Genomic DNA, 20,799 nt, shown 5'->3' with positions numbered 1-20,799 from the left:
TTGTGTGTCGGAGAGAGGCTTGAAGGATGAGTGCTGCATCGGTGTCACCTCACGGCTTCGTCGCCGTACGGGGCCGTGGCTACCCGCTGAAGGAGACCGACGCCTACGTCACCTCCCTGTCCCAGGACCGCGACGACGCCTGGGAACGCGCCGCGCGCCTCACCGTCCTCGCCAGAGAGATGGAGGCGGAGGCGGCCGGTCTGCGCGAGAGGGTCGCGGCGCTCGCCCCGCCGACGTACGAGACACTCGGCCGACGCGCCGAGTGCCTGCTGGCGCTGGCCGTTGAGGCGTCCGAGGAACTGCGGGCCACGTCCCAGGACGAGGCGCAGGCGGTGATCGAGGCGTCCGACGCGGCCGCCCGCCGGACGCGCGACGCGGCCCGCGAGCACGCCGATTCGGTACGGGCGGACGCCGAGGCGCGGGCCCAGCAGATCCTGCTGGCCGCGCAGGCCACGGCGGACGAGACCCGCATCGAGGCCCGCCGCGAGGTCAAGGAGCGGCGCGGCGAGGCGGTTGCTGCGTGGAAGGAGATGCGCCTGCGCACCGAGAGCGCCCTGGCCGACCTGGAGACGGAGCAGGCCGGCCGCTGGGAGGCGGTGGAGCGCGAACTTGCGGACTGCTCAGCCGAGTTGGACGCGCGCCACGCCGAACTCACCGCCGACGCGGAGGCGGGCCTCTCGGAGGCCAAGTGCATCTTCGCCGAGTCGGAGGAGTACACCCGCCACGGCCAGGAGGACGCGGAGGCCAGGGCCGCAGAGCTGCTCGCCGACGCCCAAGCGTGCGCGGAGCGGATCGCGCGCGAGACGGAGCGGCTGCTGCGGGAACACGAGGAGTCCCGCGAGGAGATGGAGGCGCACATGGCGCACATCAGCAACAGCCTGGCGGCCCTGACAGGCCGCGCGGCGGCGGAGGGCTGAGGGGGCCCTCCGCCGATTGCGCGGGGCTTGTTATTTCACCGAGGCGGGCGGCTCGACCGGGACGACGGGCTTGTTCTGGCAGCCGAAGGACTTGGCCACGACCCGGGCGGAGTGCAGCAGGTGAGTGAAGTGGGTGCGGGCGCTCGTGTCCCCCGTGAGGGTGTCCGACATCGATCCCTCGATCGGTACGCCGTTCTCCTGCTTCGCGGGCGTGCCGGGGATCTTGCACTTGACGAACACGAAGTATCGGACCTCGTCGTCGAAAGGCCGACGGATCAGTCTTACGTCGGAGTTCACGGGTATCACAGTCGGTTTGCCCTCCTTCCCGGAATCAGGGAAGGGGACATCAAAAGCGAGAATGGAGGGGCCGTACTCAATGGCGAGCTCCTTTCCCGGATCATTGACGTCCATACTCGCCCTGCATACGTCGGCTTCCGCGAACGAAGGGATCCCGGTGCTGTCCGGATCCCAATTGCCCGCCTGCTCGTAGAACAGCGAACGGGCTTTCTTCAGATCGACGTTGCTCTTCATACGGGCCTTCCCCGGGCCTCCCGTACGTTCTTCCAGCCAGTTCACACCGGCGCTGCCCAGGAGTTCTCTGCAGGTGGCCTGCTCGGCGGCTGCAGAGTCCTCGCTCTTGTCGGCGGTGCATGCAGCCATTCCCAGCAGCAAGAGCGCCAGGACGGGCAATCGGACGGTCTTCAACATCAGTATCCTCGGGCGTTGTCGGTGTCACTGCGAGCCCTGCCGGCCTGGTGTTCCTTCTCCGCTTCGACCGACAGATCCCATATCTCATCGCTGGACATGCCGTGCTGCTCCGCCCAATTCAGGAGCGGAGTCATCGCGTTGCGCTCGCCCTCGTCCCTCGCCTTGGCGATGCCCTCGAGCGACTCGTCGGTGTTGTCGAACTCGTTCTCCTTGAGCCAGTCGATCGTCTGGGTCGCAAACTGGGTTTCCGCAGCGCCCCCAACCACCTCGAAGGCAAGGGGGACGGCGATGGCCGCGGCGGCACCGGTGGGAACGACAACGGCCGCGCCCACGCCTGCGGCTGTCCCGATGACGGCCTCGGCCGCGAAATTGCGCCACTCGCCCTGCTTCTCGAGTTCCCTGTTCCGATCCTCCTTCACACCGTGGAATTCCTCGCCGATGCTCTCGGAGCGAACCTCGTCCAGCAGCCCGTGCATCTTGATGCTGTGCATGCCGACGCGCTTCGCGTCGCCCAAGTCGTCGCCCTGCGCGGCCATCGCGCTGGCGCCGTAGATCTGCTGGGCCGTGGACACCGTGTCGTACGAATCCTTGTCGGACGCCAGCGCCCTCAAGAAGCTCGTGCTGTCCATCGAGTCGAAGTCGCGGAGATGGTTCTTGCCGGCGCCGAAGAGGTCGTCCCGCCCGGCGCGCTCTCCGCTGCCGCCGAAGTTGGCAGTGGAGTAGTTCAGGCTGTCGATGTGCCCGGCCGCCATGTTCGCCAGGCTGTCGCGGACTCCATCCTGTTTGTCGATGGTGTCGGCCGTCTTGTAGTGGTCCACGACCCGCTCCATGAGCTCGGTCCGCTGATCACGCGCCGCGATCTGTTCCTTGGTGTCCATCGGCGGGATGGACGGATTCTTGTCGTCGTACGCGTACCCCAGCGTCGCCGACTCCAGCGCATGCCCGAGATTCGTGTACCCCGTGGTCTTGCCGTCGTCGTCGGTCGGCCACTTGCGTGCGTCCTGGCTGTCCTTGTCGACCAGGTAGTCCCAGTTGCTGAGGGTATCGAGGTCGTCCTTGGCGCCGCGGCCGGAGGAGCCGTTGAAGAAGTCCATTGAGGCCTCCGGGTTGCGGCCGAGGGCCTCCAGGAATCCGGCGACCGGGTCGCTGTCCGGCTTGGTGGAGCCGGGCGGGTAGTTGAGCTGGGCCGGGTGGGCGGGGTTGTCCCAGACCCAGTGCGGGCCGCCCAGCTTGCTGTTGCTGCGCTCGAAGTCGACCAGCTTCTCGCCGTACGTGTTGAGGAAGTCGGTGTCCCACTTGCCCTTGGTCATCAGGCTGCTCATGACCTGGTAGCCATACGGGGCGCTCATGATCCCGGAGTGCTTGATGCGGTCGTCGCCCGCCGCGATGATGCCGTCCTTCCACTCCCGCATGTCTCGGGAGTCAACATGCGATGCGGTGGCCAGGGTGATGCCCAGGTTGTCCTGCACCGTGGCGAGGATCTTCGCGCGGTCGCCGGTCGGGGTGTCCCCATGGCCCGGGTCGGCGAGGCTGCGCCAGAACTGGAGCGTGCCCTCGGGGCCCATCTTGGTCGCGAAGCGCTCGGCGAAGGCAGGGTTGTCGCGCTGGTACTTGGCGATCTCGTTGAAGTGCTTCAGCTCGGCGTCGGTCATCTTGTCGCGTTTGGCGGCGAGCCTCGCCAGTTCGTCGGCGTCCTCGATGCCCTGCTGCCGGTCGGCGTCCCTGAGGCCCTTGAAGCCCTTCTCGTCAAAGTCGTACTTGCTCTCGGCGTGCTCGCGCAGCGCCCGCGCGGCGATCCGGTCGGTCTCGTTCGCGCGGGCCAGGATCCTGCCGACCTCGGCGGCGGCCGTGTCGACCTCCTCCTGGGTCGGCGGTTCGAGCTTCGCGTTGCCCGAGACGGCGGACGGCGGGAGGGCGGAGCTCGCTCCGCCCTTTTCATTGATGTAGATGTGCCTCTTGGACCACTTGTCGATGGTGGTCCGCATGTCTTCCTTGTGCTTCTTGAGGTCGGAGTGGGCCTCCTGCAGGATCTTGTGAATGCTGCGGGCCTCGGTGACCATGTCGTCGAACTGGCGCGCCGTCGCCGTGGTGAACGCCTTTGTGACGGCGGCGTTGTCGCCCTTCCAGTCCGCGGCGTTGGCCTTGCGCTCCAGGTCGGCGGCGTTGATGCCGCCGTCGCCCCCGTCGGCGAGCGTGATCAGCTTGTTGAGCATCTGCTGCCACTGCGTGACCGCGGTGTTCAGTTTGCCGAGGTTCAGATCCTGCAGTTCCCAGCACGTCACCATGTCGAGCTCCCCGTTTCCCCGTTGCCCTCGTCTTTACTTGATCTGGTCGTAGATGCGCGACACGGTCATCGTCTTGCCGTCCAGGGCCTGCATCCCCAGGTTGATCTTTGTCTCCTGCTTTGCATGTGTGGATCGTGAATAGTCGAGGTGGTTGGAGATGTGCCCGCAGGCCTCTTTGAGGGTGGCCAGCTTGGTGCTCCAGGCGTCGTGCACCTCGAGGAGGCCCGCGCCCATGTCCAGGCCGCCGTTGAAGAGCTCGTTGGAGGCTTCGAACGTGGCCACGCGTGCGTGGTCGCCGTCGGTCGACAGCTGCTCGCGCAGGGAGCGTGCCATGTCGCCGAGTTTGCCCAGCTCGTCGTCGTGGACGGTCAGATCACTCTGCCCGCCGCCTCCGCCGCCGCCTTCAGCGGGCAGTTGATTGAGCCGTGTCTGCGCCGAACCGGACTTGGCCTGCTCCCACTCGTCCCACGCCATGGGCTGCCCCCGTCATAACTCTTGTGATGTGCATGACTTCACTCCGTTCCACCGTAGTCGGGCATCATGTGCGAATGGCAAGCGGGCAAGCCCGGAGCGGTGAGAACTTCACGAAGATCGCACAACAGATCCTCCCCGGGCCGTTTCCTGAAGCACGCACGCGGTGGCTACTTCTCGGGCTGGTCGGCGATGATCGGGAAGCGGCGCGGGGCGACGAACACCAGGACCAGCAGGGCGACTCCGGCCGCCGCTGCCGCGCCCACGTAGACGTAGTCGACCGCAGTCGCGACCGCACGCCGCAGATGGTCCGCCGACTCGTCCGTAGCCAGCGTGCGCGCCACCGAGTCGAGGTCGCCGCCGCCGAGGCGAGCCGCCAGCACTCCGTTCGCGATCGCACCGAAGAGGGCCGCGCCCACGCTCTGGCCGACCTGGCGGCAGAAGAGGACGGACGCCGTTGTCGTACCCCTCTCCGCCCAGGGGACCGTCGACTGGACGCCGACGATCAGCGGGAGTTGGAAGAGGCCGAGCGCCGCGCCGAGGAGCAGCATGATCAGGGCCGGCTGCCAGGGTTCGGCGGGGTGGGGGAGCAGCGGGAAGGCCAACAGGATCAGCATCGCGAGCGTGATCCCGACGACCGCGGTGAGCCGGAAGCCGATCCGCGTGTAGACCCGGTTCGACAGCGCCGCGGTGATCGGCCAGCTCAGTGTCATGACGGAGAGTACGAATCCCGCGGCGATCGGCCCGAGGCCAAGTACTGACTGGGCGTACGTCGGGAGGAAGACGGTCGGGGCCACCATGAGCAGGCCCAGCGCGCCGAGCGCCAGATTGACCGCGGCGATCGTGCGGCGGCGCCAGACCCAGCCGGGGATGATCGGCTCCGCGGCCCGCCGTTCGATGACGACGGTCACGGCGACGAGGACCGCGCTGCCGCCGAGCAGTGCGAGCGACGGGGTGGAGAGCCACGGCCAGGCGATACCGCCCTGCACGAGCGCGAAGAGCAGCAGGCTGCCGGTGAGGAAGACGGCCAGTGCGCCGGGCCAGTCGATACGGGGGCGGGGTCCCCGTTCCCGTACTGGCTCGGTGAGATGGCGGGCGACCAGCCACAGCGCCACTGCCCCGACCGGCAGATTGATCAGGAAGATCCAGCGCCAGTCTGCGTACCCGGCGAGCAGCCCGCCGATCGCCGGCCCCGCCACCGCCGAGACCGCCCACACCGTCGACAACTTCGCCTGGATCTTGGGGCGTTCCTTGAGCGGGTAGAGGTCGGCGGCGATGGTCTGCACCGTGCCCTGGAGCGCCCCGCCGCCCAGGCCTTGCACGACCCGGAAGGCGATCAGCGAGGCCATGTTCCAGGCGGCGGCGCACAGCAGCGAGCCGGCGAGGAAGAGGATGATGCCGGCGATCAGTACCGGCTTGCGGCCGAAGGTGTCGGAGAGTTTTCCGTAGACGGGGAGAGAGACGGTGACGGCGAGCAGATAGCCGGAGAAGAGCCAGGAGAAGACCGAGAATCCGCCGAGGTCGCCGACGATCTGCGGTACGGCGGTGGACACGATGGTGCCGTCCAGTGCGGCGAGCGCCATGCCGAGCATCAGGGCGGCGACGACCCGGCCGCGGCGGCCGCGCGGGGCGGCGGTTGCAGCAGATGCCTTCGACGTGGACGCCTCCGCTGCCGCCGCCCCGCTCGCCGCCCCGGATGTCTCGCCGTCGGCGCCCGTGCTGCCCGTACTGCCGCCCGTGGCGCTCACCCCTGAATCCTTTCCCCCTGCACGTATTTCCCGGGACAGCCTCTCACTTGAACCTCACGCAGGGGGAGGGTGCAGGCTCGACCCGTGCCGTTCCACCCGGAGGTGGAGTCCCCCTAGGGGCTCCTCCTTACTGATGGCCAGGGGTGGTTCGTCCCGGGGGACGACGAGGTGGCGGGGGTCAATTCCTTAGCTTGGTCTTACGGCCGCAGCTGAGGCCCGCACCACCGGGGGGTGGGGAAAACCCCCGGTTCAAGACTGCGCTGCGCACCAGCGCGCCGGACCGCTTCCGCCGACAGACTCGAACCCGTACTCGCATCCGTACTCGCATCCGTACTCGGACCGTACGCGGCGACACCAACTCATCACCGATTTAGGAGACATACCGTGACAACGGCTGTGACCATTCCCCGGCACGGGGACACCGGAGGGCGTACGGCCGTCGCCGCGCGAGGGCGGCAGGTCGTCAAGGCGTACGGCTCCGGGGAGACCCGCGTCGTCGCGCTCGACCATGTCGACGTCGACATCGCCCGCGGGCAGTTCACCGCGATCATGGGCCCGTCCGGGTCCGGCAAGTCGACGCTGATGCACTGCCTGGCCGGCCTCGACACCGTCACGTCGGGCGAGATCTACCTCGACGAGACCGAGATCACCAAGCTCAAGGACAAGAAGCTCACGCAGCTGCGCCGGGACCGGATCGGCTTCATCTTCCAGGCCTTCAACCTGCTGCCGACGCTCAACGCGCTGGAGAACATCACGCTTCCCATGGACATCGCCGGCCGCAAGCCGGACGCCGCCTGGCTGAACCGGGTCGTCGAGACGGTCGGCCTCATCGACCGCCTCAAGCACCGGCCCACCCAGCTCTCCGGCGGTCAGCAGCAGCGCGTGGCCGTGGCCAGGGCGCTGGCCGCCCGACCCGAGATCATCTTCGGCGACGAGCCGACCGGAAATCTCGACTCCCGCGCGGGCGCCGAGGTGCTGGGCTTCCTGCGCCGCTCGGTCGACGAACTGGGCCAGACCATCGTGATGGTCACGCACGACCCGGTGGCCGCCTCGTACGCGGACCGGGTCCTCTACCTCGCCGACGGCCGGATCGTCGACGAGATGTTCCGGCCGACCGCCGACGCCGTACTTGACCGTATGAAGGACTTCGACGCGCGGGGGCGGACGTCGTGACTGTATGGAAGACCTCGATGCGCAACTTCTTTGCGCACAAGGGGCGAATGGCGCTCTCGGCCGTGGCGGTGCTGCTGTCGGTGGCCTTTGTGTCGGGGACGCTTGTCTTCACCGACACGATGAACACGACGTTCGACAAGCTCTTCGCCGCGACCGCGTCCGATGTCACCGTCAGCCCCAAGGGCTCCGGCGACGGCGGCGACGACAACGACAACCCGCAGACCGGCAAGCCCGAGTCGCTTCCCGCCTCGCTCGTCGAGCGGGTGGCGAAGGCCGACGGCGTGAAGTCCGCCGAGGGCGCGGTCGTCAGCATGAGCGTGACCGTCGTCAACTCCAAGAACAAGGACATGGGTTCCAGCAGCGGCGCTCCGACGATCGCCGGCAACTGGACAGAGAATGACCTCAAGTCGATGGACATCACCTCCGGCCACGCACCGCGCGGACCCACCGAGGTGATGGTCGACGCCGACACCGCCGAGAAGCACAACCTGGGGCTCGGTGACGAGCTGCGCACCATCGCCGTCACCGGCGACTTCACCGCCAAGATCTCCGGCATCGCCTCCTTCAAGGTCACCAACCCGGGTGCGGCCGTCGTCTACTTCGACACCGCCACCGCGCAGCGTGAACTGCTCGGCAAGGAAGGCCTGTTCACCCATGTGTCCGTCACAGCGGCCGAGGGCGTGAGTGACGAGCAGCTCAAGCAGAACGTCGCCACGACCCTCGCCGGTCCCTTCAAGCTGCAGACGGCGAAGGAAGCCGCCGACTCGAGCCGCGAAGACGTCGGCTCCTTCCTCGACGTGATGAAGTACGCGATGCTCGGCTTCGCCGGGATCGCCCTCCTCGTCGGCATCTTCCTGATCGTCAACACCTTCTCGATGCTGGTCGCCCAGCGCACCCGCGAGATCGGCCTGATGCGGGCCATCGGCTCGAGCCGCAAGCAGGTCAACCGCTCCGTGCTCGTCGAGGCGCTGCTGCTCGGCATCGTCGGCTCGATCGCGGGGGTCGCCGCCGGCGTGGGGCTGGCCGTCGGGCTGATGAAGCTGATGGGCTCCATGGGCATGCACCTGTCCACCCAGGACCTGACCGTGAAGTGGACCACCCCGGTGGTCGGACTCGTCCTCGGCATCGTCGTCACCGTCGTCGCCGCGTATGTCCCGGCCCGGCGGGCCGGCAAGGTCTCCCCGATGGCCGCGCTGCGCGACGCCGGTACCCCGGCGGACGGCAAGGCCGGCTGGATCCGGGCCGGTATCGGCCTCCTGCTCACGGGTGCCGGTGCCGCCGCGCTCCTGGTCTCCACCCAGGCCGACAAGGCGAGCGAGGGCTCGATGTTCCTCGGCCTCGGCGTGGTCCTCTCGCTCATCGGGTTCGTGGTCATCGGCCCGCTGCTCGCGGGCGTCGTGGTCCGGGTGATCAGCGCGGTCGTCCTGCGGATGTTCGGCCCGGTCGGGCGGCTCGCGGAGCGCAACGCGCTGCGCAATCCCCGTCGTACGGGAGCGACCGGCGCCGCCCTGATGATCGGCCTCGCCCTGGTGGCGTGCCTGTCGGTGGTCGGCTCCTCGATGGTCGCATCGGCGACGGACGAGCTCGACAAGTCTGTCGGCGCGGACTTCATCGTCCAGTCGGGCAAGGGCCAGCCGATCATGCCGCAGGTCGAGAAGGCGCTGAAGTCGGCCCCGCACATCGAGCACGTCACCAACTACAAGGGCGTGCAGACGAAGCTGACCTCCCCCGACGGTAAGACGGAGGACGAGGAGATCGTCGCGGCCGACCCGACGTACGCACAGGATCTGCGCCGCGAGACCGTCGCGGGCGAGCTCTCGGCGGCGTACGGGAAGAACGCGATGTCGGTCGGCGACACCTACGCCAAGAGGCACGGCGTGAAGGTCGGCGACAAGATCAAGGTTGCCTTCAAGAACGGCCGGACGGCCGAGCTGAAGGTCGCGGCGATCACCTCCGACGACGGGAACGTCGACAAGGGCGCGATGTACACCAACATCACGACCGCCGCGCAGTACGTCCCCGCCGACAAGATGCCCAAGAACCTGATCATGTTCGCGAAGGCGGAGGACGGCAAGGAGAAGGAGGCCTACGCGGCGCTCAAGGCGTCGGTCGCCAAGTACCCGCAGTACAAGGTGCAGAACCAGACCGACTTCAAGCAGGACCTGAAGGACCAGATCGGCCAGCTGCTGAACATTGTCTACGGCCTGCTGGCGCTCGCGATCATCGTCGCGGTGCTGGGCGTGGTGAACACCCTCGCCCTGTCGGTGGTCGAGCGGACCCGGGAGATCGGCCTGATGCGCGCCATCGGCCTCTCGCGCCGCCAGCTGCGCCGCATGATCCGCCTGGAATCGGTGGTCATCGCCCTCTTCGGCGCGCTGCTCGGCCTCGGCCTGGGCATGGGCTGGGGCACGACGGCGCAGAAGCTGCTGGCGCTCGAGGGCTTGGGGGTCCTGGAGATCCCGTGGCCGACGATCCTCACGGTGTTCGTGGGGTCGGCGTTCGTGGGCCTGTTCGCGGCACTGGTGCCGGCGTTCAGGGCGGGCCGGATGAACGTGCTGAACGCGATCGCCACGGAGTAGGGGGGGCGGCGGCGCGTTACGGTAGGGGGTCCTGGCCCCGGGGTGTTCCTCCAAACACCCCGGGGCCGGGGTGTGCTCCCGTACGAATGCCTCCCGGACCACGTCCTGGGCCCCATGGAGAGCCCCGGTCATCAGGTGCACCTGCCCGACCTGCTGTTTCATGGGGTGCGGCGCAGAACTCCCCGGACTCCTCGCCGGTCGATGCGGCTCCCGGTGGACGCACGCGTGAGGGTTCCGGACGCGGCTGTCACCGCCGCGTCGTACGCTGGAGACCCCCGGCCCGTTCGACGTGTCGGGCGGTTCGCGTTGCCCACCCCCCGCCCCGGATGGAAGCCCTTCATGAGCCTGCACGGTCTGCTCGATGCCGTCGTACGTGACCCGGCGCTCGCCGACGCGGTGAAGGCTGCCGGTGACGGCCACCGTATGCATGTCGACCTGGTCGGCCCGCCCGCCGCCCGCGCCTTCGCGGTGGCCGCGCTCGCCCGCGAGTCCGGGCGGCCGGTGCTGGCCGTCACGGCGACCGGGCGTGAGGCCGAGGATCTCGCGGCGGCGCTGCGCTCGCTGCTGCCCGAGGAGGGCATCGCCGAGTACCCCTCGTGGGAGACGCTGCCGCACGAGCGGCTGTCGCCCCGTTCCGACACGGTGGGCCGCAGGCTCGCGGTGCTGCGCAGGCTGGCCCACCCGGCGGAGGACGACCCGGCCGCCGGACCGGTCTCGGTCGTCGTCGCGCCCGTCCGTTCCGTGCTGCAGCCGCAGGTCAAGGGGCTCGGCGACCTGGAGCCTGTGGCGCTGCGGACCGGGGAGAGCGCCGATCTCGGTGAGGTCACGGAGGCGCTCGCCGCCGCCGCGTACTCCCGGGTCGAACTGGTCGAGAAGCGCGGCGAGTTCGCCGTCCGCGGCGGCATCCTCGATGTCTTCCCGCCGACCGAGGAACACCCCCTTCGGGTGGAGTTCTGGGGCGACGACGTCGAGGAGATCCGGTACTTCAAGGTTGCCGACCAGCGCTCGCTCGAAGTCGCCGAGCACGGGCTGTGGGCGCCGCCCTGCCGCGAGCTGCTGCTGACCGACGACGTACGGCAGCGGGCCGCGGCCCTCGCCGAAGAGCACCCCGAGCTGGGCGAGCTGCTCGGCAAGATCGCCGAGGGGATCGCGGTCGAGGGCATGGAGTCCCTCGCGCCGGTCCTCGTCGACGACATGGAGCTGTTGATCGACGTCCTGCCGAAGGGCTCGATGGCTGTCGTTTGCGACCCGGAGCGGGTACGTACCCGGGCCGCGGATCTGGTGGCGACGAGCCAGGAGTTCCTGCAGGCGTCCTGGGCGGCGACCGCGGGCGGCGGGGACGCCCCGATCGACGTCGACGCGGCCTCGCTGTGGGGGATCGCGGACGTACGGGACCGGGCGCGCGAGCTCGGCATGATGTGGTGGTCCGTATCCCCGTTCGCCGCCGACGAGGAGCTGTCGGACGACACGATCAAGCTGGGGATGCACGCCCCGGAGATGTACCGCGGCGACACGGCCCGCGCGCTCGCCGACACCAAGGGCTGGCTCGCGGACGGCTGGCGCACGGTGTACGTCACCGAGGCGCACGGCCCCGCGGCCCGTACCGTCGAGGTGCTGGGCAGCGAAGGCATCGCCGCCCGCCTCGACGCCGACCTCGCCGAGCTCTCCCCGTCCGTCGTCCATGTCGCCTGCGGCTCGATCGACTACGGCTTCATCGACCCGGGCCTCAAGCTCGCGGTGCTGACCGAGACCGACCTCTCCGGCCAGAAGGCGGCCGGCAAGGACGGCCAGCGGATGCCGGCCAAGCGCCGCAAGACGGTCGACCCGCTCACCCTGGAGGCGGGCGACTACATCGTCCACGAGCAGCACGGCGTGGGCCGGTACATCGAGATGGTGCAGCGCACCGTGCAGGCCGCGACCCGCGAGTATCTGCTCGTCGAGTACGCGCCCGCCAAGCGCGGCCAGCCCGGCGACCGGCTCTACATCCCCACCGACCAGCTGGAGCAGGTCACCAAGTACGTCGGCGGCGAAGCTCCGACCCTGCACCGGCTCGGCGGCGCCGACTGGACGAAGACCAAGGCGCGCGCGAAGAAGGCGGTCAAGGAGATCGCCGCCGACCTGATCAAGCTGTACAGCGCCCGGATGGCCGCCCCTGGCCACGCCTTCGGCCCGGACACACCCTGGCAGCGGGAGCTGGAGGACGCCTTCCCGTACGTCGAGACGCCCGACCAACTCTCCACGATCGCCGAGGTCAAGGAGGACATGGAGAAGACGGTCCCGATGGACCGCCTGATCTGCGGCGACGTCGGCTACGGAAAGACGGAGATCGCGGTACGGGCCGCGTTCAAGGCCGTCCAGGACGGCAAGCAGGTCGCGGTCCTGGTGCCGACGACCCTGCTCGTACAGCAGCACTTCGGCACCTTCTCCGAGCGCTACTCCCAATTCCCGGTGAATGTACGGGCGTTGTCCCGCTTCCAGTCCGACGCGGAGGCGAAGGCGACCCTGGAGGGCCTGCGGGACGGCTCGGTCGACATCGTCATCGGCACGCACCGCCTGTTCTCCGCCGAGACGAGGTTCAAGGACCTGGGACTGGTCGTCGTCGACGAGGAGCAGCGCTTCGGCGTCGAGCACAAGGAGCAGCTGAAGAAGCTCCGCGCGAACGTCGACGTACTGACCATGTCGGCAACCCCCATCCCGCGCACCCTGGAGATGGCAGTGACCGGCATTCGCGAGATGTCGACGATCACAACGCCCCCGGAGGAGCGGCACCCCGTGCTCACCTTCGTCGGGCCGTACGAGGAGAGGCAGCTGGGCGCGGCCATCCGCCGTGAACTGCTGCGCGAGGGCCAGGTCTTCTACATCCACAACCGGGTCGAGTCGATCGACCGGGCCACGGCCCGGCTGCGCGACATCGTGCCCGAGGCCCGCATCGCGACCGCGCACGGCCAGATGCACGAGTCGGCGCTCGAGCAGGTCGTGGTGGACTTCTGGGAGAAGAAGTTCGACGTCCTCGTCTCGACCACGATCGTCGAGTCGGGCATCGACATCTCCAACGCGAACACATTGATCGTCGAGCGCGGCGACAACTTCGGTCTCTCGCAGCTGCATCAGCTGCGCGGCCGGGTGGGCCGGGGCCGCGAGCGCGGTTACGCGTACTTCCTCTACCCGCCGGAGAAGCCGCTCACCGAGACCGCCCACGAGCGCCTGGCGACCATCGCGCAGCACACCGAGATGGGCGCGGGCATGTACGTCGCGATGAAGGACCTGGAGATCCGCGGCGCGGGCAATCTGCTCGGCGGCGAGCAGTCCGGCCATATCGCGGGCGTCGGCTTCGACCTGTACATCCGCATGGTGGGCGAGGCGGTCGCCGACTACCGCGCCGCGGTCGAGGGCGGCGTGGAGGAAGAGCCCCCGCTCGAGGTCAAGATCGAGCTCCCGGTCGATGCGCATGTCCCGCACGATTACGCACCGGGGGAGCGGCTGCGCCTCCAGGCGTACCGCGCGATCGCCTCCGCCAACTCGGAGGAGGACATCAAGGCGGTCCGCGAAGAGCTCACGGACCGCTACGGCAAGCTCCCCGAGCCGGTCGAGAACCTGCTCCTGGTGGCGGGCCTGCGGATGCTGGCCAGGGCGTGCGGGGTCGGCGAGATCGTGCTGCAGGGCTCCAACATCCGCTTCGCGCCGGTGGAGTTGAGGGAGTCGCAGGAGCTGCGGCTCAAGCGTCTCTACCCGCGTACGGTCATCAAGCCGGCGGTCCACCAGATCCTGGTGCCCCGCCCGACGGCGGGCAAGATCGGCGGGAAGCCGGTGGTGGGGCGGGAACTGCTGGCGTGGACGGGCGAGTTCCTGACGACGATTCTGGGGTCTTAGCCGCCGTGCTTCCGCGCCGGCAGGAGGGCCGGCAAGGTCGAGGACTACGAGGTGGAGATTTTCGGCCAGCACATCCCGGTGGCACCGTCCCGGTGGAGCCACCGCCCCTGCAGGTCACGGGAGCCGTGGCCACCGGGACCGGGCTGGCACTCTCCGTGCGCACCTCACCCGACCACGCCGACCAGCCCGTTCGCGTCACCCCCTATGGTGCAGCTGTGCCTGCAAGAGAGTCACGCCGGGGAACGTCGCATCAGGCTTGGCGGCGTACGAGAAGAGCCTGGCAATGTGCACTGGGTCGCCGATTTCGGGGCCTTGCATCATAAGTACGGCTTGAGTGCATCTCCGGTGCCCCTCACCAGCCAGGTCAGCCGGGCCGGTTCGGCGGCTCCTCGTCCTCGCCCTCATCCCTGAGATCGGCCTCGCGCAACGCGCGTGCAGCGCGGCGCCAGGAATCCAAAACGCCAGGGAGTTGGTCCAGAATGCCCTTGACGACGAAGAGCGTCACAGTGATCACGCCTGAGATCGTCAAGATAGCGAGGGTAAGGCTGTCTCCCATGGTCCGGCCTCTCTGATGAGTGGCCGAACCTCTCCCGACGGGATCAGTTCGACCATTTCTAAACATGGTCGAACCGACTTCCCGCCGGCACAGAAATTCAGTTCGGGGGCAGGGAGCCCCCTGTGCAGGTACTGCGGGTCATACGTGGAGCAGGGGTGGCCTTGCGAGGGCCAACAGTGCACACAGGAAGTGGTGCCGGCCACTGATCCCGCATACATCTGTTCTTCCTGGCACCCCAGCTCTGAGGCCGGGCCGCCCAGGGAGCGGACAGGCCAGTCAGTGACGGACCTGAGATTGCTTGGACTCTAGCGGGGGCTCGCAGCGGCAGTGGAGAATCGCCGATTGCGGCGCAGGGCACAGTCCCTTGTGCGATCCTGGCCCGCTGTTCAAGTGCCGAGGCCGAGCTGACTCCGTCGTGCTGTGTTGTCTGGAACGGGGCTCTGACCTGGGCCTCCTCATGAAAGTCGTGGCCGTCCCTGTATGGGGGGAGGGCTCCGGGGCGGGTGACCAGGGGCGTTCCGGCGTCGTGCGGAACTCGCGTACTGCGCTTGGGAGGTGCCTATGAAGGCGGTGAACTCGCGGGTGACGCGCTACCGGTGCAAAGTCGGTGGGTAACCGGAGTGATGCGCGTGCCTGCGGGTTCACCCCCTTCCTGAAGCAGCTCGTCCCAGTCGGTGTGGGGGAGCCATGCCTTGCCCATGAGATCTGCCTGAAAACCATGACTTCATGAAAGAAGGGATCAAGCGAAGACAGCGTGACCGCGGCAGGCCCCGCTGGGCGCCCGTCCGACCTCAACCCTGATACGTGCGTGGCTAGTTCCCGAGGATCGTCTCCCGCGCTGCGCGGGCCAGGACGGCTTGCTGGCGCGCGTTGAGACCCATGCGATTCCAGTGAAAGATGACGTGGCGGGCCAGGACGTTGCGTGTACCGAGACCGAGCCGTCCTTCGCGACCGGCGAGGGCGAGGGCTGGGCGGCACCGAAGGCCGGCCGCCACCGCGCGACTGGAATCCACCGACCACACGCCCGCGTGCGTACGCCACAGAGGCAGTTCGGTCCACTGCCGCACCGCGTGCTCGATGAGCACCTCCGGCTTCACCCACACCGGATGCCCGTTCCCCTCGGTGACGGCGAGGCAGGCGAGCAGGAAGTCTCCGAAGCTCATCCCCTCGGGATGGGCCACGTTATAGGCGCCACCGGTTGCCGCAGACGCCTGATCCACGGCGAAAGACGCCACATCGCGCACGTCGACCGGCTGGATGAACCGGTCGACGGGAGCCGGCGCCAGTACCTGTCCGCCCAGGCGAGCCCGGTTCAACCACCACGGCAGCCGCCCCACGTACTCCCCTGGTCCAAGAATGACCCCCGGCCGCAGAAACACCGCCTCGTCGCCGAACGCCCGGTCCCCGCCGGCCTTCTGAAACTCGTACTTGGTGGGTGAACCATCCACGCCGGTATAACCGAAGGACTCGTCCGCGTCCGACGGGCACTCCAGCATCTCGGACGACTCGGTCAGGGGCTGGTGCGGCCACCCCGCGTACACCGACACGGTGGAGACATGCACCCACCGGGATGCCGCATCCCGCAGTGCCTGTGCAGCCAGACGCACGTCGCGCGGCGGCAGCTCGGAACTGGACGTATCGATGACGGCGTTCCAAGGGCCCTGGCTGGAGAGCCGGTTGAGGTCTGCCGTCTCCGTTCGGTCTCCGTGAATCGCCCGCACCCCTGGTGCGTCCTGTCCCGACCGGCCGCGGTTGAACGCCGTCACGTCCCAGCCGCGGCGCAGCGCCTCTTCGACGACGCTCTTGCCCAGGAACCACGTGCCGCCCAAGACCAGAATCCTCATGCCCAAGATCCTGCCTTTCCCGAGGTCCCGGACCGGCGGGTCAGCCGGCGGCGGGTCCGGTGCCGGGGCCGACCGCTGCGGCAAGCTCCCGGAGCCGGTCGAGAACCTGCTCCTGGTGCCCCGCCCGACGGGTCGCGAATTCGAGAGCGTTACGCAGAGAAACTGCGTGCCTGGAGCGGGTGTCCTGGGTGATAGAGCGCTCGGGCACGGGCAGAGTCGATTGGACCGTCCCCCTGGATATGCAGGAAATGGTCCAGCTGCCACGCCTGTGAACTGCGGGCTTGGCGATTGGTCGTCGTAACCCACGGCGGGTAGACGCGGAACGCCCGCTTCCCGCCGGAACCGTTTCTTGATACGACGTCCCGTTCGCAGAGCACGTCTCGCGGAAAGACGAACTGTCCGAAATGGTGGCTGTCACGGGTGCTGATGACGAAGAGGTCGACGGGGTCCTCAGCATCGAAGGGCTGGATCGGCCCGCCAGCGGACCTCTTCCATACGGTGACGAATTGGCCGGCCTTCGTCGGGGTTGTCTTGGCTACACGGAACCTGATGGAGAAGCCGTCCAGAGTGAATTCGTGGGCTCCGTACTCAGCACTCTCCGCCTCGGGTACCGGCCGTGAGCAGCTGAACCCGTTCGGGTCATAGACCAACGTCTTCGCCGAGAGGAAGTCGCTATGGATCGGTCCCGTTGTCATTCCTTCATCCTGTCATCGGCGATCGCCGATGACGTTGGCGGGGAGCGGGCCCTGGTGTGCCCTGAAGGTCAGGCCGGTCAGGGCGCGGAAGACGTCCTCCGCAGAGCGGCCCTCCAGTTGCCGGTCCAGGTTGTGGCTCAGCAGCAGCGTGGCGAAGCCGTGGGCGATCGACCAGGCGGCGATGCCCATCAGGTCGGCGTCCTCGGCCGGGGCCGCCTTTTTCTCGACTCCCGCGCGGAGCTGTTCCGCCGCGCGGGCCTTGGCCGCCAGTAGGTCCGGGTCGTCCGGGCGGAGCAGGTCCGGCTGGAACATGACCTGGAAGTGGGCCGGGTGATCCATCGCGAAACGTACATACTGCACGCCCCGTTCGCGCAGGTCCGGGGCGTCGGCGAGGGAGTGGGCCAGCAGGTCGTAGCCCTCCGTCGCGATCGCGGTGAGCAGGCCGCCGCGGTCCTTGAAGTGGTGCGCGGGGGCCGCGTGCGAGACGCCCGCGCGGCGGGCCAGGTCGCGCAGGCTCAGGGCTGAGGGGCCCTCGGTGGCGATGACGTCGAGGGCGGCCGTGAGGACGGCTCGCCGCAGATCGCCGTGGTGGTAGGTGCGCTGGCTGGTCATGGTCAGCAGGTTACGCCCAATCTAGGCGTTGACAAGTTTGGCGTCGAGGAGGAATCTAGCCGGTGACAAGATAGGGATGGGTGGAGGAGGAGACATGTCGGAGGAGCTGGGCAGGGTCCGTCAGATGTGGCATCTGCTGGAGCCCCTGCACGCCGTGCTCTACTACGCGCCGGAGGCCTTCGAGGAGGCCACCGCCCTCGGCTACAAGACCGACGAGCGCTGGCCCAGCTACTTCGCCTGGCGTGCCGCGCCGCTGGGGGCAGCCGGGGCGGGGCGGGTGACCTCGGCGTTCTACAGCTTCAGCCCGCGGATGGTCGGGGAGTACGTTCCCGCCGCGTGGGAGATCGCCTCGCCCGGCGACGTACTCGACGCGCGGCTGCGGGCCGTCGACCGCACCTACCGGAAGATCTTCGGGGAGCGGGTTGACGCGCCCGGGACCGCCGAAGCGGCCGTGCTCCTTCGGCGGGCCGCCGAGGCCGCGAATACCGCCGGGCGGCCCCTCGCCGCCGCCAACGCCGAACTCGCCTGGCCGGACGAACCGCACCTGGTGCTCTGGCAGGCCGCGACGATCCTGCGTGAGCACCGCGGGGACGGGCATCTCGCCGCACTGCTCATCGCCGGGCTCGACCCGGTGGAGGCGCTCGTCTCCTTCGCGGCCATCGGCGCGGCCTCGGTGGAGCGGTTCGCCAGCCGCGGCTGGAGCCCGGAAGAGTGGGCCGCGGGGCGTGAACGGCTGGTCGTGCGCGGGCTGTTGGATGTGGAAGGCGTGGTCACGGAAGCCGGGCGGGAGCTGCGGGCCGAGGCCGAGCGGCGTACGGACGAACTGGCCGCCGCGCCCTGGGCGGCCCTCGGTACGGAAGAACGGGACCGCCTGGCGGATCTGCTCGGCCCCCTCTGGGTCGAGGTGCTGGGCGCGGGCGTGCTGCCCGCCGAGAACACCCTCGGCATCGGCAAGGTGTGACGCGACCCTGCCCGGGCGCGGGAACGTGACACCGCCCGCGGGGGCCGGCTCGGCTCCGGGGGCGGTGCGTGTGCGTGTGTATGTGTGCGTATCGCTGTCGTAATGAGATGCCTTCCGCAGGGGGTAGGGACACTTTCGACGCTACGCGCACCCTCCCCCTCGCGCGCGCTGGAACCTGGCCCGGTTGAGCCATAGCGGTGCACACCAGGGCAAATATGCCGTGATACGGGCGAACTGCTTTGCTGCGTACGCCACTTGGGCTCAGTAGGGTACGAAGGTGAACAGACCCGGGGAACGAATATCGCACGTGCTCGCGGCCGTACTGACGACTGCGGTCGCCGCGGCGGTGCTCACCGGCTGTGACGGATCCGGGCTCTCGGGTGACTCCAAGCCCTCGGGCTCCGGACCGGGCTCCGGTTCTGCGCCGGCCCCCGCCGGCAGTGGCACCAGCCCGCTGGCCAACCCCGAAGGCACGAAGCCAGGCCTGGCCCCCCTCACTTCCGAGCAGGACAGGGCCGCCGCCCGCCGGTTGATCGAGAAGGTGACCATCAAGGGCCGCGGCCCCAAGACCGGCTACGCCCGCGAACGCTTCGGCTACGCCTGGATGGACACCGCCGACGGCGTCCCGCTGGCGGGCAACGGCTGTGACACCAGGATTATCTCTATGCTCCGATCCCTGACCGAGACGTTCTCGCAGCGTATGCAGGGGGTGGCCTGCTGTGGGTACTGAGAGGCACACGGGTCACAGGTCTGCCGTGTGTACCCGCTGGATGAGGCCGGTGCTCGGCGCGGCCGTTGCCGTGGCGCTCCTCGCGGGATGTGACGGCCTTGAGGCGGGCGGTACTTCCTCGGGTTCCGGATCCACCGCAACCGACGGGCGGGCAGTGAGCCCGTTGGAGAACCCCGACGGGACGAAACCGGGGCTCGCTCCTGTTACGTCAGCGGAGGAAAAGTCGCGGGCCCGCAAGCTCATCGAGGAACTACCCACTAAGGGCCGTGGCCCGAAGACGGGCTATGCCAGAGACGAATTCGGATACGCGTGGATGGACACGGCAGACGGGGTGCCGCTGGCGAGGAACGGCTGCGACACTCGAAATGATCTTATGAATCGCGACGGTGAGGGGCTGCGTTTCCGGGACGGTTCCGACTGCGTGGTCGCCTCGATGACGCTGCACGACCCCTACACAGGCCGCACCATCGAGTGGCGAAAGCAGGATGCCATGGAGGTGCAGATCGATCACGTAGTGCCGCTGTCGTACAGCTGGCAGATGGGTGCCGCCCGCTGGCCGGAGGGCAAGCGTCGGCAGTTGGCGAACGACGTGCTCAATCTGCTTCCGGTCGAAGGACGCGCCAACTCAGCCAAGCAGGACTCCGGACCCGCCTCCTGGCTCCCGCCGAACAAGCGGATCCGTTGCGCCTATGTCGTGCGGTTCGCGCAGGTGGCCGAGAAGTACGCGCTGCCGGTGACGGCCCCGGACAAGGACATGATGCTCGCCCAGTGCAGTGGCTGACGCTGCGGTCCTGGTTGACCAGGCGCCGAGATGGCTGGCATCAACCGCTGTGCCGGGGTGGTTCCCAGACTGAGCAGTCGTGCGCGAAGAGCACGCGGCGGGGGTCGAACTCGGTGAGCCGCTCCAGCCATGACTGATAAGTGGGAAGCGGCGGTTCGAGGCCCTGGAGGGCGGCCTGGCGGGCCAGGTGGTCCGAGGCGAAGTGGGATGCGAAGTCGTGTGCCTGGCCGGCGAGGACCACGGTGCCGTCGTTCTCCCGGATGACGAGCGACTGGTGCCCGGCGGTATGCCCGGGGGTCGGGACGATCCGGACTCCTGGCCAGACCTCGGCTTCTCCGGTGATCTCCTCGTAGGTGGCGCCGGGGAAGTCGACGAGTTCGTCGATGGTGTAGCCGCCTCGGCAGGCAGTGGCCAGCTCCACGGACTGCACGAGGACGGGCTTGCCGCCCAGCAAGGGATTCCCGCCGCAGTGGTCGAAGTGGAGATGGCAGTTCACCACCAGGGAGATGTCCGTGAGGGTGACTCCTGCGGCCGCGAGGGCTGCCTCGAGTGGCCTGCGGTGAGGGCGGTAGTGGGCTTCGGTTTCCGGGTCGGCAGCGCCGACGCCGGTGTCGAAGAGGAGCAGTCCCTCGTCACGCTGCACGAGATAGGCGAGGACGGGTTCGACTCGCGGCTGCGAGCCACCGGTTTCCGATGCCGGCCGGACGAAGTAGCCCAGGTCGAGTCGGCGTAAAGCCGTCTGCTTGCTCATCGGGTCATGCTGGCAGGCGGCAGCGTCCCTTGCCGGGGCTTTCCCCGACAGCGGACTCGGGTCGGCCCGCGGGCGGTCGTCGGCGCCCCTGGACGGGCCGACGCACCGGAGGCGTAGT

General features: G+C 68.6%; 17 protein-coding genes. 7 read left to right on the top strand and 10 right to left on the bottom strand.

The features are described 5' to 3' along the window. Positions 1-26 precede the first annotated feature (26 nt). Positions 27-917, top strand: coding sequence for a cellulose-binding protein (locus tag ACZ3H8_RS29265; protein ID WP_467406994.1), 891 nt, complete (start codon positions 27-29; stop codon positions 915-917). 30 nt (positions 918-947) lie between these two features. Here the strand turns inward: ACZ3H8_RS29265 and ACZ3H8_RS29260 are convergent, their stop codons facing one another. From ACZ3H8_RS29260 to ACZ3H8_RS29245, 4 genes are all read right to left on the bottom strand, one after another. Further along, positions 948-1,625, bottom strand: a complete 678-nt coding sequence (locus ACZ3H8_RS29260; RefSeq protein ID WP_467406992.1) for a hypothetical protein — start codon at positions 1,623-1,625, stop codon at positions 948-950. Continuing rightward, on the bottom strand, positions 1,625-3,910 hold the full coding sequence (locus tag ACZ3H8_RS29255; protein WP_467406989.1) for a DUF6571 family protein: 2,286 nt from the start codon (positions 3,908-3,910) through the stop codon (positions 1,625-1,627). Before ACZ3H8_RS29255 ends, ACZ3H8_RS29260 begins: the two co-directional genes overlap by 1 nt. Positions 3,911-3,943: 33 nt before the next feature. Next, positions 3,944-4,384, bottom strand: coding sequence for a hypothetical protein (locus ACZ3H8_RS29250; RefSeq protein ID WP_398986498.1), 441 nt, complete (start codon positions 4,382-4,384; stop codon positions 3,944-3,946). A 167-nt stretch (positions 4,385-4,551) separates the two neighbouring features. After that, entirely contained in the window at positions 4,552-6,129 is a 1,578-nt protein-coding gene (locus ACZ3H8_RS29245) for an MFS transporter (RefSeq protein ID WP_467406987.1), read from the bottom strand. A gap of 384 nt (positions 6,130-6,513) precedes the next feature. Between ACZ3H8_RS29245 and ACZ3H8_RS29240 the strand changes: the two genes are divergently transcribed. The 3 genes from ACZ3H8_RS29240 (at position 6,514) to mfd (ending at position 13,751) form a co-directional block, all read left to right on the top strand. Beyond that, on the top strand, positions 6,514-7,302 hold the full coding sequence (locus ACZ3H8_RS29240; RefSeq protein WP_356225148.1) for an ABC transporter ATP-binding protein: 789 nt from the start codon (positions 6,514-6,516) through the stop codon (positions 7,300-7,302). Then, a complete protein-coding gene (locus tag ACZ3H8_RS29235; protein ID WP_467406984.1) occupies positions 7,299-9,881 on the top strand; it encodes an ABC transporter permease in 2,583 nt (860 codons plus the stop codon). The genes ACZ3H8_RS29240 and ACZ3H8_RS29235 overlap by 4 nt, the downstream gene beginning before the upstream one ends. Positions 9,882-10,220: 339 nt before the next feature. After that, the gene (gene mfd, locus ACZ3H8_RS29230) at positions 10,221-13,751 is read left to right on the top strand and encodes a transcription-repair coupling factor (protein WP_467406982.1); all 3,531 of its coding nucleotides are present in this window, start codon (positions 10,221-10,223) and stop codon (positions 13,749-13,751) included. 364 nt (positions 13,752-14,115) lie between these two features. Here the strand turns inward: mfd and ACZ3H8_RS29225 are convergent, their stop codons facing one another. From ACZ3H8_RS29225 to ACZ3H8_RS29205, 5 genes are all read right to left on the bottom strand, one after another. Then, positions 14,116-14,280, bottom strand: a complete 165-nt coding sequence (locus ACZ3H8_RS29225) for a hypothetical protein (protein ID WP_307662958.1) — start codon at positions 14,278-14,280, stop codon at positions 14,116-14,118. Positions 14,281-15,119: 839 nt separating this feature from the next. Then, positions 15,120-16,151 carry an NAD-dependent epimerase/dehydratase family protein gene (locus ACZ3H8_RS29220; RefSeq protein WP_467406979.1) on the bottom strand — a complete coding sequence of 344 codons (1,032 nt, stop codon included), beginning with the start codon at positions 16,149-16,151 and terminating at the stop codon, positions 15,120-15,122. 40 nt (positions 16,152-16,191) lie between these two features. Next, positions 16,192-16,359, bottom strand: coding sequence for a hypothetical protein (locus tag ACZ3H8_RS29215; RefSeq protein WP_467407312.1), 168 nt, complete (start codon positions 16,357-16,359; stop codon positions 16,192-16,194). After that, entirely contained in the window at positions 16,301-16,846 is a 546-nt protein-coding gene (locus tag ACZ3H8_RS29210; protein ID WP_467406978.1) for a MepB family protein, read from the bottom strand. The genes ACZ3H8_RS29215 and ACZ3H8_RS29210 overlap by 59 nt, the downstream gene beginning before the upstream one ends. Before the next feature lie 12 nt (positions 16,847-16,858). Then, entirely contained in the window at positions 16,859-17,458 is a 600-nt protein-coding gene (locus ACZ3H8_RS29205; protein ID WP_467406975.1) for a TetR/AcrR family transcriptional regulator, read from the bottom strand. Between the two features lie 94 nt (positions 17,459-17,552). On the opposite strand from ACZ3H8_RS29205, the gene ACZ3H8_RS29200 reads away from it, so the two are divergent. The 3 genes from ACZ3H8_RS29200 (at position 17,553) to ACZ3H8_RS29190 (ending at position 19,930) form a co-directional block, all read left to right on the top strand. After that, the gene (locus ACZ3H8_RS29200) at positions 17,553-18,419 is read left to right on the top strand and encodes an SCO6745 family protein (protein ID WP_467406973.1); all 867 of its coding nucleotides are present in this window, start codon (positions 17,553-17,555) and stop codon (positions 18,417-18,419) included. A 277-nt stretch (positions 18,420-18,696) separates the two neighbouring features. After that, positions 18,697-19,149 (top strand): hypothetical protein, encoded by a 453-nt coding sequence (locus tag ACZ3H8_RS29195; RefSeq protein ID WP_467406970.1) that lies wholly within the window; start codon positions 18,697-18,699, stop codon positions 19,147-19,149. Positions 19,150-19,189: 40 nt separating this feature from the next. Next, positions 19,190-19,930, top strand: coding sequence for an HNH endonuclease family protein (locus tag ACZ3H8_RS29190; protein ID WP_467406969.1), 741 nt, complete (start codon positions 19,190-19,192; stop codon positions 19,928-19,930). A gap of 40 nt (positions 19,931-19,970) precedes the next feature. Here ACZ3H8_RS29190 and ACZ3H8_RS29185 read toward each other — a convergent pair whose 3' ends face one another. Further along, positions 19,971-20,681, bottom strand: coding sequence for an N-acyl homoserine lactonase family protein (locus ACZ3H8_RS29185; RefSeq protein WP_467406966.1), 711 nt, complete (start codon positions 20,679-20,681; stop codon positions 19,971-19,973). Positions 20,682-20,799 lie beyond the last annotated feature (118 nt).

It is taken from the genome of Streptomyces sp. NPDC002868 (genome assembly GCF_055563295.1).
The sequence above is the reverse complement of the archived record's forward strand: the minus strand, read 5'-3'. Positions and strand labels throughout refer to the sequence as shown.